This is a genomic window from Rouxiella aceris (genome assembly GCF_012933545.1).
Taxonomy (GTDB): domain Bacteria; phylum Pseudomonadota; class Gammaproteobacteria; order Enterobacterales; family Enterobacteriaceae; genus Rouxiella; species Rouxiella aceris.
The window spans coordinates 491,142-507,720 of the sequence record NZ_JAADJU010000002.1 but is presented as its reverse complement, the minus strand read 5'-3'; the positions used below and the strand labels follow the sequence as shown (position 1 = coordinate 507,720).

Genomic DNA, 16,579 nt, shown 5'->3' with positions numbered 1-16,579 from the left:
TGGCGATAAGCTGACTCAATAACTCCGCTCGCGAGTCAGTGCCGAACGCCAACTATCAGGTCAGTTTACGACAGGGAGAGAAACATGCCTTATCAGCCTCATTCTGCATCGGTCAACCAGGCGGCACTGATTGATCAACTTAAAGGGATCGTCGGCCAGCGTCAGGTTCTGACCACGGCGAGCCAGACAGAGCGCTACCGTAAAGGGTTTCGCTCCGGGGGCGGCAACGCGCTGGCGGTAGTTTTTCCGCAAACGCTGCTGCAACAGTGGCAACTGCTTGAGGCCTGCGTCGCCGCCGATACCATTGTCATTATGCAGGCAGCCAATACCGGGTTAACCGAAGGTTCTACGCCAAGTGGCGACGATTATGATCGCGATATCGTCATTATCAGCACGCTAAAACTCGACGATATCCAACTAATTAACGACGGCAAACAGGTGATTGGTTTTCCGGGCAGCACACTCTATAAGTTGGAAAAAAAGCTAAAACCGCTGGGGCGCGAGCCGCACTCGGTGATTGGTTCTTCATGTATTGGCGCATCGGTGATTGGCGGGATTTGTAATAACTCCGGCGGCTCGCTGGTCAAACGCGGCCCGGCTTATACCGAAATGGCACTCTATGCCCAGATAGACGCTCAGGGGAAACTCAAGCTGGTCAATCATCTCGGTATCAATCTGGGTACCACACCGCAAGAGATCCTCACCCGGCTGCAACAGGGACAATACAGTGAAACGGATATTGCCTACGACGAACGCCAGGCCTGCGATCATGAGTATGCCGAGCGCGTACGTGACGTAGATGCCGACACCCCTTCCCGCTTTAATGCCGATAGGCGACGGCTGTTTGAAGCCTCCGGCTGTGCCGGCAAGCTGGCGGTGTTTGCCGTCAGGCTGGATACTTTCGAGGCCGAAGCCCAGCAACAGGTATTTTATATTGGCACCGACAGCACCGCGGTATTAACCGAACTACGCCGCCATATACTTAGCCAGTTCACCCATCTGCCGGTAGCCGGGGAGTATATGCATCGCGATATCTTTGATATCGCCGAAGTCTACGGTAAAGACACCTTTGTCATGATCGACAAACTTGGCACCGACAAAATGCCGGATATGTTTACCGCCAAAGGCAAATTGGATGCACAAATCAGCAAGGTGCCTTTTCTGCCGAAACACTTTAGCGACCGCGTAATGCAGTGTCTGAGCCGCGCGCTGCCCAATCATCTGCCCGCAAGAATGAAAAAGTACCGCGACCGTTTTGAACACCATTTATTGTTAAAAATGTCCGGTGATGGCGTGGCCGAGGCACAGAGCTTTCTGACCCATTTCTTTGCCGATCGCGATGGCGATTTTTTTGTCTGCACTGCCGATGAAGGCAAAAAAGCCTTTCTGCATCGTTTTGCCGCCGCCGGTGCTGCCGTGCGTTATCACGCGGTTCACGAGAAAGAAGTCGAAGATATACTGGCACTGGATATCGCCCTGCGCCGCAACGATAGCGACTGGTTTGAAACCCTGCCGCCGGAGATTGATCAGCAGTTGGTGGCCAAACTCTATTACGGCCATTTTATGTGTCATGTCTTCCATCAGGATTATATCGTCAAAAAAGGGGTCGACAGCCAGGCGTTAAAACACCAGATGCTGGCGTTGCTCGATGCCAAAGGGGCCGAATATCCGGCAGAGCACAATGTCGGTCATCTCTATCTGGCCAAGCCGCATTTGCAGGACTTTTACCAGCAGGCAGATCCGACCAATAGCTTTAACCCTGGCATAGGTAAAACCAGTAAATTAAAGAATTGGCAGAAGGATAACGGTCAGTAATGAGGTTTACCGCGCTCGCGGTTTTTGCCCATTTTTGATGAAATGTTTAGCCGTCGGGTGTTGTGCCAGCAACGAGCAGAAATTATCTTTATTGCTAAACCACCATCCGACAGGCAGAAAACATGGACAGATTCAGTGCCTTTATTAACAGTTTCCTAAAAAAGCAGTATCAGTCACGCTGGCATTTTCTTTATCAAAAAGGATGGCCGCACGTGCGCAAAAATCTTGCTCAGCTCGATCGCCAGCTTAACCATCGTTGCCAGCTTTTTACCCACAATGGCTGGCAACAACAAGCCAAAGAGCTGGCCACGATCAAACATGACCAGGGTGACTGGTATAACTTTACTACCGGCCCGCAGGCGGTCAATCTCCACAACTTTAGCTGGGATCACGCCACAGAAGGTTTACTGATTTTGCAGCGGGCTCAGTTGGCGTTTTATCTGCATCACGAAGGCTGGATCTGGGTTTGCAAAAATCAAGAGCAACTCAGCGGCAAACTGCTGTCGTGGCCGACTGAGACAGAAGACTTTCGCTAAGCGCTTTTTACGCCCGTTGCCTCCGTAACCATGGTTTTCGCCCGCTATCCCTGGTGTTCATCATCCTCTATTCAGTTGAAAAAAATCCCCGTCAGAACGCATCCTGACGGGGATTGATAACACAGCAGGCAACCTACTTATTACATTGCCCTATTTATAACAGTGTCGATCCGTAGCCCCACATAATCACCGTTAGCGCCAGTAACAGTTCGAGCACCAGTACCCCCATCGCCAGGGTGGAGCTGGAGAACAGAAAACCTTCGCGATGATCAATATCCAGAAAATTGGGGATGCCGAGATACAGTAGATAGCCGCTGTAACAAAGCCCTATCAGACCAACAAACAGACATAACCAAACCATGGGGTATAACGCGACTATCCCACTTAGAAACATCGGCGTAGCCACATAGCCCGCAAACACAATACAGTTATTTAGACTGGGTCGACTTTCATAGCGACGCGCCATCGAATAGATGATGCGCCCCATCAGCGCCACGGCGCAAAGCATCAACAAATAGAAAGTGACAGCGATGGTCGCCGCCATCATCACGCCGATTTTCTGGGTCTGACCGCCGCCAAAGTCCCAACCGATTTGTGTGGTACCGATAAACGAACAGACCACCGGAATGGCGGCCATCAGCAGAACATGATGAGAATAGACGTGAGAGACTGACTCATGCTCACGATGGATAAGTTGTAATTCCGGACCGGGGCGCGACATCAACCCCCAGACATGATTGATCATAGTATCCCCCTCACCCGCTGAAAGTCACCGACAGCGGGCAGTGTGCAATCCTTTTACCCTGCTTGACCACCCTATGGCAGAAAGAAAAGGTGGCGACCTAATAAGAGTATAGTTCGCCAAACAGACCATTTCGGATATTTTTTGTACTGGCAAGTACCTGTGACAGGGTGTCGGAGGGTAAAATATCTCCTCAGCCAGTTAACGCAGACGGTCATTTCCCCGAGACTCCCTGGGATTAGGCCTGCGCATAGACATCCGGGCGATCTTTTTGCAGACAGTAAAAAAAAGCAGCTGTCCCGACCTGAAAAATTCCTTTTAATTTAAATAAGTTAGATGTTTTTATCTTAATCGAAAAACAAGACTTAACTAAAATTATCTTTCTCCTTTTGTGATGCAACGCAGGGGCGACTAACGGCTTTCATTCCTGTTGTCACAAGGAGGTTTTGCCAGGCCACAGAGCAGCCGCAATGGGAACCCCGAACGATATTTTCTGCTTAAGGCGATAAATTATGCCGTGCGGAGACGCTGTCAGAGGGGCAGAAATTGAGGGAAAAGGAATTTTTAGCGACAGCCGCTATACTTGAACAAAGAATATCATGGAGTTAGCCATGGCTATTCTTGGGCGTCACCACTTAAGGAGAGAATATGAAAATCATTTTATGGATCATCGCCATTATCTTTATCGTCGGTCTGCTGACCCTCACTGGCGTATTTAAACTGCTATTTTAAACGCTTACTTTGCTGCATCCCCTGCTCTAGCCTGTCCTGCCCGGCATCATGCCGGACAGGCTATATCTGCGAGTTAGTCTGCGGACTGCTCAATAGTAGGCTCGGTACGCTGCTGATCTTTCTCTTTACGATAGGTTTTCGCAATCTGCGGCACCGCGGCATTTTTTCCGGTTTCCATCCAGGTACGCAGGCGGGCCGCATCGGCAAAGGCGGTAAATTTGCCAAAGGCATCCAACACCACCAGCGTGACAGGTCGTCCGTTAATCAATGTGCGCATGGCAAGGCAGTGTCCCGCCTGGTCGGTATAGCCGGTTTTGGTCAGCTGAATACTCCATTTCGGATTCATGATCAGATGATTGGTATTACGGAATGGCAGTGCATAAGATGGATGGCTAAATACTGCCGTTTTTTCCTGCGTGGTGCTCAATTCCCCCATTAATGGATACTGGCGAGAAGCCAGCAACAATCGCGTCAAATCGCGTGCCGTCGAGACATTATTAATAGACAGACCGGTAGGTTCAACGTAATGGGTATTGGTCATGCCTAAGGACTTAGCCTTGGCATTCATGGCACTAATAAATGCGTCATAGCCGCCAGGATAATGCGCAGCCAGGCTGGCAGCAGCACGGTTTTCTGAGGACATCAGCGCCAGCTGGATCATCTGACGGCGGGTAATTTCACTGTTGAGTTTTACGCGGGAGAACACGCCACGCATCTCTTTGGTATTATGAATATCAACCGAGATCACTTCATCGAGTGACTGTTTGGCGTCGAGGGTCACCATTGCCGTCATCAATTTCGTCAGAGAGGCAATTGGCCTGACCTGATCGGGATCGCGGGAATAAATCACTTCGTGAGTGTTAAGATCAATCACCATGGCACTGCCGGAAGCAATTTGAACCAGGGGAGCAACAACCGGCTGATTCTTCCTGCTCGCCAGGGCGTCTACAGGCATCATCATGCTTGCATTCAGGGCTAAAAAGCTCAATACCAAAAGACGGATTTTCACATGCATTGCTCTGTATTTAAAAAAGTTGTCATCAATAGGACGGCGAATACTGCCGGCGAATTATAAGTGAGGAAAATTCCTGACGCACTCGGATTTTTCTCGGGCATTTGTGACAAATTCTGTCACAACAGACTTATTACAGCCCCATAGAGTCTGTGATGGAGAGTAAGTGAGCACTTTCGTCTTCCCTCTCCCCATCAACCATCAATTTAAAGCAGCATAAGGTTTGTAAAAACCCTCGCCCAGCCAGTGATAATTTTCCGGCACGGTGGCCAGTTTCTTACGCTGATAATTTGCCGCCTGGCTAACGTCGCCTTTGCCGCTGTAAACCGCGTAATCCGGGTATGGATAGACCGGTCGCGACGCAGCATTATCGGCAATCGTCTCGAGCTTCATATCCCCTTGCGGTTTTTTAGTGATCATTTTATTTTTCTGCTCAGATGCCACCATATAAGTCAGCACGCTATCCGGCGCAATCCCCTGTTCAACCCAGTTAAGCATCGGCGTGAGAAAATCCACCATACTGGGTCCTTCACCGGTGGAACAATGGTACAAACCAGGCAGCATATACAGACGTTCAAATTTATCCCGGGTGACTAACCCGAGTGTCTCCCCCAGAGCCTGATGATAGGCCAGGGTATTAAGCGGCGAAACACTGGGATCTCCCCAGCCATGCCAGAGGATCAGCTTGCCACCGGCGGCATAAAAGGGCTGCAGATTGGGATTGGTTGCATCATAGAGCGGATGCAGCTTGCTTAGATCCGCCAGCATCTGCGCCGTCTGTTTCACCTCTTTAAGGGAGAAACTGGCCGGAGGATTTTTTTCGTAATTGAGGTATTTCAGCGTCGAAAGTGCAACCGACTCGCTGTAATTAAGATCCCCGGTCTTTTTGGGGACGAAAATACCGGCCCAGGCCAGCTCAGATCCGGGCAGCGGGCCACCGACGGTGAGCCTCTCCAGGCTTTTGGGATCGCGGGGGCCGTCATAAAGTCGATGCAGCGTGGCTAATTGTGTGTCAGATAAACAGTTGTGACCGTTGGCCGAGCCAGGCGCCAACCTGGCGCAACTAAGTACAGCGGGATTAAAATGACAGCTTTGCGGGTCAGCGATCAGGCCATCCACCTGACCATCTTGCGCATCACATTGCGCCAGTACCGCATTATGGATCAGCGGCAGCTGTGCCGCGGTAATCACCGCTTTACCGTTGGCATCGGTATTGGATTGCGCTTGCCATGAGTGATAGACGGCTTTCTGCACCTGAAAATTATTGGCAGCAGCCCCGGCGACAATACCGTTAAAATCAGCCGGATAACGCTGCGCTTCCATCAGCCCTTCACGTCCACCGTCGGAGCAACCGCTGAAATAGGCATAGGCGGCTTTTCGCCCATAAAAGGTCTGGATCAGTTGCTTGGTAGCCACTGCCGTCAAATGCACCGCACGATAAGCGAAATCCCGGCGTTTTTGAGGATCGTTACCAAAATTGATATCGCCAAGAGCATGCCCCATATCGGTAGCGGCAATCACAAAACCATTGCTGTCGAGAGGGAAGCAACCTGCTGCGCCATCAAGCTGAAGTTGGATGCGGCCACATAAACCGCCGCAGCCCACCTGCAGAAAGCGTTGCTGCCAGCTATCCGTGGGTAATAGCACCTTAAAAGTGATTGCCGGTTTCAGCACCCCTTCTACCTCGCAGAAGTTGGCATCCTTGACTACTTCTTTTGCCGAAGTCACTTTACTGCCTGCGCCACCTATGGCGCTGAGATCGACGCTGGCCAGCTCGGCACAATCAATAATCGGTGCCACAATCGCCAGCTGACGTGGGGGTTTCTGACCCACTGGCTGATTTGGCATAGTCGCCGCATGGGCGCAGGAACCGAAAAAGATGAAAAACAGTGTGATTATGGATAGTTGCCGCCAGCGGCGACAAGTCTCAGTCGTCATCATCCGTACTTCAGCCTTAGTTAAATATCAATATGAACCCTATTTATAACAGCAAATAATACGATTGGAATACTCAGACGGTATTTATGCGACAAAAATCCGAACCAAGATATCTTTATCAGTAAGAAAAGTTGATACCGCCACACTAAAAGTATCTACCTGTACGGTCACTTAACCAAAATTACCGACAGAGTAATGGCCAGCCTGGTTATCACAACTGTTTATGTAATTCATCCACCGCCCGTATTGCATGGCAGTGATCATCATATGCAGATATAACGGTCGTAAAGTGCTGTGTTGCGGAGCCGGCTGACAACGCCAGAAAGCTGGCTTATCGCGGCAAAAGTAGAGACTGTGTTGATAGCGTGAGGCGTCAATCTCAAAGGTGTAAAAAAAGTCCAGCATCAGTTCCAGCCCTTGTTGCCAGGATAAACGCAGCGCCTTATTAATCTGAGTATCAACAGTGAGAATGGTCGCGCCTTTAAAAAAAGACGGGGAATTATAATAATCAACCATCTCAAAAAGTGTATTAATATCTGCCTTCATAATGACTAAATAGCTCCTGTTAACCGTCATCATTGCAAAAGAGATAATAGATTGCCCTCTGGCTGGCAGAGTCATTTAGATAATTGGCGCTCTTCTGTTTTGCATGCTCGCACCGTCTGCTCTCGGTGCAAATATGACTCGCTATCCGGTCAGGAGTTCTCGGTAAACAGGCTATTTTCGCCAGGATAACGCAATCCCGGCATTTCCTTTACGTGGCAGCGCTTAAAGACGCCGGATAGCCGCAGCAATCGCGGCCGAGGTGGATAACGCCCTGACTTCGCTAAACACTTCACTGGCTTCCACGTACTCTTTACGCAGATAGCCCAACCATTGCTTGATGCGTGCTACATGATACAACCCGGTATCGCCTTGTTTTTCAAGGTGGGTATATTTCTGTAACAGCACTATAACCTCGGGCCAGGGCATTTTGGGGTGGTTATATTTTACCACTCGACTGAGATTTGGCACATTCAAGGCTCCACGGCCAAGCATGATCGCCTCGCAACCGGTGATTTGCATGCATTGCTGCGCGCTGGCATAGTCCCAGATTTCACCGTTGGCGATCACCGGAATGGTCAGCCGCTGACGAATATCAGCAATGGCCTGCCAGTTAATACGCTCGGCTTTGTAGCCATCTTCTTTGGTTCGACCATGAACGGTCAGTTCAGTGGCTCCCGCCTGCTGGACGGCGTCGGCAATCTCAAAGCTTTGCGCCAGGGAGTCCCAGCCAAGACGCACTTTCACCGTTACCGGCAAATCCTCGGGCACGGCGGCGCGCATGGCTTTTGCCGCCTGATAGATCAGTTCGGGATCTTTAAGCAAGGTTGCCCCGCCGCCGCTGCCATTGACCATTTTGGAAGGACAACCACAGTTGAGATCCACCCCAAACGAACCCAGCTCTACGGCACGCGCAGCATTTTCGGCCAGCCATTGCGGATACTGCCCGAGCAATTGAACGCGCACCAACGTGCCCGATGCCGTGCGGCTTTGCTGCCTGAGCTCCGGGCAGAGACGATAAAAAGATTTCACCGGCAGCAGTTGATCGACCACGCGCAAAAACTCGGTGATACAGAGATCGTAATCGTTCACTTCACTCAGAAGCTCGCGCACCAGCGGATCCAGTACGCCTTCCATTGGTGCCAATAATACTCGCATAGCCGTTCAACCCTTAAAAATGAGGCGCAATAATACGGGCGAACGGCTTGCCAAGGCAATGGGCAGCGGGACTTATCGTTACGGTTATGCTACCAGGGGCTCTCTGCTTCGCTCCCTGTCGCAAAACTGACTGGCGTTATATCGGGTGTAGATGGCGCACTTCTATTACCACATTATGTTGTGCCAGTTGGGTTAAGGCAGCATCGACCTGGTTGGCATTATCAACGTCAAGATTGGCATCCCATTCGTCCAAAAATATCACCTTGCCGGACATCCCATAGAGCTGTGCTAATTGCGATAATTTTTTCTTGCCCGTTGAATCGGCAATTCCCCTCTTGCCTATTTCAATATTAGGTCCGAGGTACAGCGCTTCCTTATAGCGGCTCTTCATATATTTTAATAGAGTCGATTTTCCGGCACCATTGCTACCGGTGATCAGAAATCGCCCGGCCATCCCTGTGGCGGCAAAGTCCCACTGTTTAAAAACAGCAGCCGGGATCGTCTCGCCGCTAGACAAGTCAATAATAGAGATCTGCTGCTCATCAATGTTTTTTTCGTAATCATAGCCTTGTAGATTATCGACAAAGGCAGCCAGGTTTTTTATCTTGTTTTTTAACAGGATCACCTGCCCGCTGCTCATGCTGGCGGCGTGGATATTTTGAAATAATTGCAGCGTTCTCGGTAAAACCGCTACCAGCGAACCAATAGCAGCGACGTCATTTATCACCTGTTGATAGGAGAAAAACACCAGGATCGGGATGGAAATAAGAATGGGTAGACAGGATATAACCTGCTCCAGAATTTTATAGGCCTCCATGCGTTGAAAATATTTGCCGACCTTGTGCTGCGAAGCAGCAAAAGCGGACTTTGCGGCAGCGGAGTCACCAAAGAAGACGTTGTCCCAAATATTGCTTACTGCATTAAGGGCAGAAAGTTTTTTATATTGAATGCTGTTGGCCAGCAGATGGATCTTGTTTTTTGACAGAAGTAAGAGCGCCACAGACAATAGCATGCAAATAAATATTACCCCGGCCAACTCGGCACCGAGCACAAAAAACAGTGCCACCACGGTAAAAAGCACATTAAAGTAAACGGCGATAATCTCCACGCTGGCAAAACCTGCCTCATCCAGAGTGCTTATTGCTTCGCCGCTAAGCCACAGATTGGTCTTGGTTTTGTTTTCCTCGGTGGATAAATAATGCCTGGCCGCGATATGCCCCAAGGTATGTTGATAATATTTCTGCCATAAATCATTAGAGAGTTTGACTCTAAAAAACAGCGATACCGCCCCTAACAGATATGCCAAAAAGATCAGCACAAAAAAGATGACCACGTAATGAAAGGCAGTCATGGGGCGATTGGCGATGTTCGCACCTGCCTGGCCAATGATATAGGTTGATGCGCCAATTAATATTTGCTGAACAAAAATAAGTCCGACGGCAAGCAGAAAGAATTTATTGGTGATCACTTTATTCATTGCTGCCGCTACTCACTGATTGATTCTTTGAAATAATGCACAGACGGTCAGTAAGGCTCGATAAGAAAATCCGGCGCTGGTTAGCAGACATTTTTAAACCCCTCCAGTACGTTTCTCTTTTGTAATAATATAATAAAAATAGACGTTACTTATAAAAGGAGAGTATTTAATTTAACAAAGCAGAAAAGTAAAGCAAGAAAAATAAACATTCAAATTCTGTATGATCTATTTTTAATAATAGATTTAATAAATATATAAATACGATAGAGAAAAAATGTAAAACATTAGTGTCAGTTAACATGATGATAAATCAAGGAGATTAACGGCGAATTACAAAGGGAAAGGTTTAATAAGATAATAGAAGTTTTACCCTGTCGACAGCGCGATCGGAGGGTAAAAAAAAACCGCCTTGATAAAACCGGCGGTTTTTTATTTTATTCAGCGATTACTCGCCAGAAGGTTTACGACTGCGTCCTGCTGGCGCGCCGGTACGACGTTGGCCGGCATGTGCTGCGCCTTGACGTGGCGGACGGGCTGGACGGCTTTCGCCGGCACCATTACCGCCGCTGCCAGAGCGAGGACCGTTTCCGCCCGGGCGTGGTGCGCCGGAACGTTGACCACCGCTGCTTTGACGCGGTGCGCCACGGCTGCCCTGACGACCGTTAACGATCGGCTCGGCTTTGATTGACGGATCCGGCTCATAACCAGGCAAGGCAATGCGTGGAATCTCAATCTTCAGCAAACGTTCAATATCACGCAGCAGTTTATGCTCGTCGATACAAACCAGTGACATCGCTTCACCGGTAGATTCGGCACGACCGGTACGGCCGATACGGTGAACATAATCTTCTGGCACGTTAGGCAACTCATAGTTGACCACGTGTGGCAGTTGGTCGATATCCAGACCGCGAGCAGCGATATCCGTGGCTACCAGCACACGAATGCCACCGTCTTTAAAGTCGGCCAAAGCGCGGGTACGTGCACCCTGGCTCTTGTTACCGTGGATCGCCGCAGCGCCAATGCCATCTTTATTCAGCAATTCAGCCAAATGATTGGCACCGTGCTTGGTACGGGTAAAGACCAGCACCTGTTTCCAGTTACCTTCGCCAATCATCTGCGACAGCAGTTCTCTTTTACGACGCTTATCAACAAAGTGAACGCTTTGCTCAATTTGCGATGATGCCGTATTGCGACGCGCGACTTCAACAGACGCCGGGTTGGTCAGCAGTTTGCTCGCCAGGCCTTTGATCTCGTCGGAGAAGGTGGCGGAGAACAGCAGGTTTTGACGCTTGGCTGGCAGTTTGGCCAGTACGCGACGGATATCATGAATAAAGCCCATATCCAGCATACGGTCCGCTTCATCCAGCACCAGGATCTCGACTTTTGACAAGTCGACAGCACGCTGATGTTCCAGATCAAGCAAACGGCCCGGTGTTGCCACCAGAATATCAATGCCGCCGCGCAGTTTCATCATTTGTGGATTGATGCTCACGCCACCAAACACCACCAAAGAACGCAAAGGCAAATGTTTGCTGTACGCTGTCACGTTTTCACCGATCTGCGCCGCCAGTTCACGGGTTGGCGTCAGGATCAGTGCACGTACCGGACGCCGACCTTTGATTGGTACGGCAGTCTGAGAAAGCAATTGCAAAACGGGCAAGGTAAAGCCAGCGGTTTTACCGGTACCGGTTTGTGCACTGGCCATCAAATCGCGGCCTTGCAATACAACAGGGATTGCCTGTTGTTGAATAGGCGTAGGATCGCGATAGCCCTGCTCTTCAACAGCACGCAGAATGTCGGCACTTAAGCCGAGAGTATCAAATGACATATAAAGAAAAACTCCAATCCACTCTAACCCGAACAGGTTCGGTGCAGTTTCAAGAATGGATGATCAGACGAGGCAAATGAGGCATTACCACGAGGATTCGGCACAAACTGCAGTGCGCCAGTTGCAGAGATTCTAACAGATATCACAGCGCAGCGCGCATTTATATGATTCAAGCTGTAAATGAGTCAGGCAAAATTCATTGGCGACAATATTTTATGCGGCAAATACCCGGGCTATTGTTATGATAAGGTTAAATATATCCCTACACACAGTGTTGCAACTTTTTGTGATCCTTTTAAAGCCTTAGCTTGCTATGATTCAGCGGGTAAACTATTTCATCAATAAGGTCATGCCCTCCCCCCATGGAAACCTGGAAACTTAATTTAATTTCTGTCTGGTTAGGCTGTTTTTTTACCGGCCTGGCGATGAGCGAAATTCTGCCCTTTCTTCCGCTGTATATTGAACAACTTGGCGTCCACGATCATCAGGCACTGAGTATCTGGTCAGGTCTGGTATTTAGTGGCACCTTTCTGGTCTCTTCGGTAGTGGCGCCCTTATGGGGCAGTCTGGCGGATCGTAAGGGCCGCAAGCTGATGCTGCTGCGCGCTGCTCTGGGGATGGCCATCGTTATGGTATTGCAGGGCTTTGCGCAAAACGTCTGGCAGCTATTTATTTTCCGCACCCTGATGGGGCTGACCTCCGGCTATATTCCCAACGCCATGGCACTGGTGGCCTCACAGGTTCCGCGGGATAAAAGTGGCTGGGCGCTGGGTACGCTCTCAACCGGACAGGTGGCCGGAGTGATTATCGGCCCGTTGATCGGCGGTTTTATGGCCGACCATTTGGGCCTGCGTACGGTATTTTTTGTCACCGGCGGACTGCTGTTTACCAGCTTTCTGATCACCCTGTTTCTGATAAAAGAGCGGGTAGTACCAGTCAGCAAAGCCAACCGCCTCAGTGGCAAAGCAGTTTTCACCTCGCTGCCCTATCCGATGCTGATCCTCAGTTTGTTTGTTACCACCATGATGATCCAGCTAGCCAACGGCTCTATCAGCCCCATCCTGACGCTATTTATCCGCAATCTGTCGGATAATAGCGAAAATATCGCCTTTATCAGCGGGGTTATTGCTGCAGTTCCCGGTGTTTCTGCTCTGCTTTCCGCCCCCCGATTGGGTAAACTCGGCGACCGTATTGGCGCTCACCGCGTGCTGATTGCCGCGCTGATATTCTGCTTTGTACTGTTTTGCCTGATGGCAACCATCAATACGCCGGTACAACTGGGGATACTGCGTTTTATGCTCGGCTTTGGCGACGGCGCCTTAATGCCAGCGGTGCAGGCATTGCTGGTAAAATACAGCAGCGATCAGGTCACCGGCAGGATCTTCGGTTATAACCAATCCTTTATGTATCTGGGAAATGTCGTCGGTCCGCTGATCGGTTCCAGTGTTTCCGCCATGATGGGTTTCCGCTGGGTATTTCTGGTTACCGCCATTTTGGTGCTGTTTAATGCCGCCCAAGTATGGTGGAGTTTTCGAAAACTGCCCGCTAATCGACGGATATAATTATTTTCACGCCAGAATATTATTGAATCGGGCAGCGCAATAAGCGTGCCCGCCATAAATGCTTAGCAGGTTTGAAGGTGCTGACAGTCGGTTGCCTTATTGGGATCACTAACTTCTTTAATGGGAACAATATATCCACCTCTAATACAAAAGGCCAAAATTATAATTACGCTGTGGTTCTTTCATTCCACGCATCAGTATACTGAATATTACCATCTACATACTTCCAGGTAATTTTTTCATAATGTAGCGCTACACTTTCCATATGACCAGTACCCGGGCAATTACGTGTATCATGCATCATTGGCGTTACTGAGATTACTTTTACCATTTCAAGTAAAATATTGAAATATTCAACTTCTTGCCCAGCATTATCGATGCAATACCATTTAATCTCCGCTGATTGCAAAGTTTGCCCGGTAGCAGCCGCTTTGTAGAGATAAGGGGATGAGGGATCAATTTCCTTTTCAAACTGAAATGGCGCATGTTGTCGTGTACCAGTAAGTCTCCCGGTATGAGGGTCCGTAGGAATACTAAGATTATGGTGTATCCCTCTCAGTTCTATACTGCCTTCACGATCCTGAACATCGGAAGCGCCCTTGATAGCTGCGCCGCCATCGTCTTTAAGCCATAAATGAACCGGTACCGCCATTGTTAATGCTCCTTGCATGTAATTAATCGTATAACCATCTACCCGCTTTAGCTGATTCTATTAACATACCTATAGTAAAATCGGGTACAGGAATAGGATCTATTTTCTTAAATGGGTTCCATGTAAAAGGTAAATCAGGATAATAAGTTTCAATAATAAAGTTAGCTTTTTGGACATTAAACTCAGAAAAAAAGTTATCCATTAAATCTTCAGCCTCCCCTACATCAAGTTCTAAATGGGTGTCAAGATCGGTCTCAGCAGTTAAGACTTTCTGTTTCTTCTTATTATTAAATAAATATGCCCCAGTATAAGATCGTACAAGTGCATAGATTCGTTGTTCAATATCATCATCTACCATATTTTATCGTTACCTCGTGCAATCCTGTTGTAGTCACGAATGGTACAATAAGTTATCTGAGTTACATCGGTAACAAGAACGACTTGACCAATAAGTGGGATTGTACGTCCTACGAAGGTGCTTATTTTTGCAACCATCCTCTTTTCTACAGTCCATGGTGTATATCCTCCGACCCAAGTAGGTAACTTTATTCCAAACGGGAATGTTGCTTGCTTAAATACACGCCTTGCACCTACAGAAGCACGGGAAGTGCCTTTTGTAGCACCTCTCGGCTTGCCTCGGGTAGAAAGACTTTTCCTACCGTAATAGATAGCACTTACAGCCGCAAAATCAGCTATCCCCAGGCCAAACTGATCAACTGTATTTTCACAGAAAATCATAAAAAAAAGCTCGCCTGCGGTAAGATTAGACTTACCGGCATAGAAGTAGGTGCCATTAAGTTCCTCAACCGTATCCATCTCTTCCCTTGTAATGTATCTCCCTGTTATCTGCTGATGATAAAATAGAGCTCGTTACTAAAGGAAGGGGAAAATAACTGCAAAATATCTGAAAATTAATTATATAGTGGAATAACTAATATATCCGATTAAATAAAATCACGCTTGTCAACGCAGCATAAGATGAAAAAAAACCGCTAGCCAAGGCTAACGGTTTTTTATAATCAGCAGCGACAGTTATCTTCTGTTGCCGAAAATACGCAACAGCATCAGGAACAGGTTGATAAAGTCCAGATACAAGGTCAAAGCGCCGACAATGGAATACTTACGGAAGCTGTCTTTGTCATCAACGGATAACTGCTCACCCATGTTTTTCAGTTTCTGGGTGTCATAGGCCGTGAGTCCGACAAATACCACTACGCCGATATAAGTCACCGCCCACATCAGCGCAGAACTTTTCAGCCAGATATTAACCACTGAGGCCAGCACAATACCGATCAGCGCCATAAACAGCAGACTGCCCAAACGGCTAAGATCGCGCCTGGTGGTGTAACCATAGAGGCTCATGGCACCAAACATACCACCGGCAACCACAAAGGTGCTGGCAATAGAAGATCCGGTATAGACTACAAAAATACTGGAGAGCGTTAACCCGGTCAGCGCCGAATAGAGCATAAATAGCCCGGTTGCCACACTGCCAGTCAGGCGATTAACCATGCCTGAAATAACAAAAACCAAACCTAGCTGCAGAATAATCAAGCCGAAAAAGGTGATCTGGCTTGAGAAGATAAATCCCAGGATCGCCGGGGAACGTGAAGCGTACCAGGCCACGAAAGCCGTCAGCAGCAAACCACAGGTCATCCAGCCATAAACCTGAGCCATATAGGCCTGGATACCGCTGTTTGCGCGTTCTACTATCGAACCATTAGAGCGTGGATATCGATCCATGATGCTTACCTCTTGCATGGAGGACAAAAACAAGGCTGCAATTACAGCCTACCGGTAGCCTAAGCCTACCACAAAAAACAGCGAATGCGCGTGTGCCACATAACTGGTAAACAATTGGTTTATCTAGCCAGATATCTTTACATTCGGTGCAGTTTATTGGCGTTGTAATGTTGTCCGCTAACTCATAGATCCCGCTGAGCTTACACCAGTAAGTGATGCGGGTGAGTAAGCGCTGCCAACACCGCTACGGCGTCAAGGACGCAGGGGGTCCCCAAAGCCATTGGCGTTGTAGCAAGGCGGCAAGCGAACGAATCCCGCTGAGCTTACACCAGTAAGTGATGCGGGTGAGTAAGCGCTGCCAACACCGCTACGGCGTCAAGGGCGCAGGGGACCAGCGTTGCGCGGCTTGCTTATCACTTTCCCGGGCATCCACCCAACGATCCCCCTGCTCCGTGGCCTCGCGTTTCCAGAAAGGCGCGCGGGTTTTGAGGTAGTCCATAATAAACTGGTTAGCCTCAAAAGCCATGCTGCGATGGGCGCTGGTTACGCCGACAAAGACTATTTCATCGCCGGGGAACAGCGCACCCACCCGGTGATAAACGCTAACGCGCTGTAACGGCCAGCGTTGACGGGCCAACTGCACAATCTCGTCCAGGGCCTTTTCGGTCATGCCGGGATAGTGCTCCAACGTCAAGGCGCTGACGCTATCACCCAGGTTATGGTTGCGTACTTTGCCGGTAAAGGTGACCACGGCGCCGTCGGCGTCGGACTGCGCCAACCATTGATATTCATCCCCCACGCTAAAAGGCGCGGCAGCGACGGTAATGCGGGTTGCTTCCAT

16 protein-coding genes are annotated in these 16,579 nt (G+C 49.1%); 4 read left to right on the top strand and 12 right to left on the bottom strand.

Annotation, left to right across the window (positions count from 1 at the left end; translation table 11 throughout):
• The first annotated feature begins 84 nt into the window (after positions 1 to 84).
• Both dld and GW590_RS05885 read left to right on the top strand, forming a co-directional pair.
• Positions 85 to 1,815: a D-lactate dehydrogenase gene (gene dld, locus GW590_RS05890; protein WP_169402072.1), complete on the top strand. Its 1,731-nt coding sequence runs from the start codon at positions 85 to 87 to the stop codon at positions 1,813 to 1,815.
• Positions 1,816 to 1,937: 122 nt separating this feature from the next.
• On the top strand, positions 1,938 to 2,351 hold the full coding sequence (locus GW590_RS05885; protein ID WP_169402071.1) for a hypothetical protein: 414 nt from the start codon (positions 1,938 to 1,940) through the stop codon (positions 2,349 to 2,351).
• Between the two features lie 154 nt (positions 2,352 to 2,505).
• On the opposite strand, the gene GW590_RS05880 is transcribed toward GW590_RS05885, so the two are convergent.
• Positions 2,506 to 3,096, bottom strand: coding sequence for a Yip1 family protein (locus tag GW590_RS05880; protein ID WP_169402070.1), 591 nt, complete (start codon positions 3,094 to 3,096; stop codon positions 2,506 to 2,508).
• Between the two features lie 645 nt (positions 3,097 to 3,741).
• On the opposite strand from GW590_RS05880, the gene GW590_RS24680 reads away from it, so the two are divergent.
• The gene (locus GW590_RS24680; protein ID WP_456239015.1) at positions 3,742 to 3,825 is read left to right on the top strand and encodes a small membrane protein YohP; all 84 of its coding nucleotides are present in this window, start codon (positions 3,742 to 3,744) and stop codon (positions 3,823 to 3,825) included.
• A gap of 73 nt (positions 3,826 to 3,898) precedes the next feature.
• Here GW590_RS24680 and pbpG read toward each other — a convergent pair whose 3' ends face one another.
• The 6 genes from pbpG to rhlE all read right to left on the bottom strand — a co-directional run bounded on the left by pbpG (position 3,899) and on the right by rhlE (position 11,781).
• Positions 3,899 to 4,840: a D-alanyl-D-alanine endopeptidase gene (gene pbpG / locus GW590_RS05875; RefSeq protein ID WP_169402069.1), complete on the bottom strand. Its 942-nt coding sequence runs from the start codon at positions 4,838 to 4,840 to the stop codon at positions 3,899 to 3,901.
• Positions 4,841 to 5,038: 198 nt separating this feature from the next.
• Positions 5,039 to 6,685, bottom strand: a complete 1,647-nt coding sequence (locus GW590_RS05870; protein ID WP_169402068.1) for a tannase/feruloyl esterase family alpha/beta hydrolase — start codon at positions 6,683 to 6,685, stop codon at positions 5,039 to 5,041.
• 261 nt (positions 6,686 to 6,946) lie between these two features.
• Entirely contained in the window at positions 6,947 to 7,321 is a 375-nt protein-coding gene (locus GW590_RS05865; RefSeq protein ID WP_169402067.1) for a DUF1493 family protein, read from the bottom strand.
• Between the two features lie 222 nt (positions 7,322 to 7,543).
• Complete coding sequence (gene dusC / locus GW590_RS05860; RefSeq protein ID WP_169402066.1) at positions 7,544 to 8,476, bottom strand: tRNA dihydrouridine(16) synthase DusC; 933 nt, start codon at positions 8,474 to 8,476, stop codon at positions 7,544 to 7,546.
• A gap of 136 nt (positions 8,477 to 8,612) precedes the next feature.
• Entirely contained in the window at positions 8,613 to 9,953 is a 1,341-nt protein-coding gene (locus tag GW590_RS05855) for an ATP-binding cassette domain-containing protein (protein ID WP_169402065.1), read from the bottom strand.
• A gap of 445 nt (positions 9,954 to 10,398) precedes the next feature.
• The gene (gene rhlE / locus GW590_RS05850) at positions 10,399 to 11,781 is read right to left on the bottom strand and encodes an ATP-dependent RNA helicase RhlE (RefSeq protein ID WP_169402064.1); all 1,383 of its coding nucleotides are present in this window, start codon (positions 11,779 to 11,781) and stop codon (positions 10,399 to 10,401) included.
• Positions 11,782 to 12,143: 362 nt separating this feature from the next.
• Here rhlE and mdtG point away from each other — a divergent pair, with 362 nt between their 5' ends.
• Positions 12,144 to 13,343 (top strand): multidrug efflux MFS transporter MdtG, encoded by a 1,200-nt coding sequence (mdtG, locus tag GW590_RS05845; RefSeq protein WP_169402063.1) that lies wholly within the window; start codon positions 12,144 to 12,146, stop codon positions 13,341 to 13,343.
• A 166-nt stretch (positions 13,344 to 13,509) separates the two neighbouring features.
• Here mdtG and GW590_RS05840 read toward each other — a convergent pair whose 3' ends face one another.
• From GW590_RS05840 to moaE, 5 genes are all read right to left on the bottom strand, one after another.
• Positions 13,510 to 13,995: an Hcp family type VI secretion system effector gene (locus tag GW590_RS05840; RefSeq protein WP_169402062.1), complete on the bottom strand. Its 486-nt coding sequence runs from the start codon at positions 13,993 to 13,995 to the stop codon at positions 13,510 to 13,512.
• Positions 13,996 to 14,017: 22 nt separating this feature from the next.
• Complete coding sequence (locus GW590_RS05835) at positions 14,018 to 14,353, bottom strand: DUF1493 family protein (RefSeq protein ID WP_169402061.1); 336 nt, start codon at positions 14,351 to 14,353, stop codon at positions 14,018 to 14,020.
• Positions 14,347 to 14,811 (bottom strand): STM2901 family protein, encoded by a 465-nt coding sequence (locus GW590_RS05830; protein WP_169402060.1) that lies wholly within the window; start codon positions 14,809 to 14,811, stop codon positions 14,347 to 14,349. The genes GW590_RS05835 and GW590_RS05830 overlap by 7 nt, the downstream gene beginning before the upstream one ends.
• A gap of 216 nt (positions 14,812 to 15,027) precedes the next feature.
• Positions 15,028 to 15,738 carry a Bax inhibitor-1/YccA family protein gene (locus GW590_RS05825; RefSeq protein WP_169402059.1) on the bottom strand — a complete coding sequence of 237 codons (711 nt, stop codon included), beginning with the start codon at positions 15,736 to 15,738 and terminating at the stop codon, positions 15,028 to 15,030.
• A 367-nt stretch (positions 15,739 to 16,105) separates the two neighbouring features.
• The gene (moaE, locus tag GW590_RS05820; RefSeq protein WP_169402129.1) at positions 16,106 to 16,579 is read right to left on the bottom strand and encodes a molybdopterin synthase catalytic subunit MoaE; all 474 of its coding nucleotides are present in this window, start codon (positions 16,577 to 16,579) and stop codon (positions 16,106 to 16,108) included.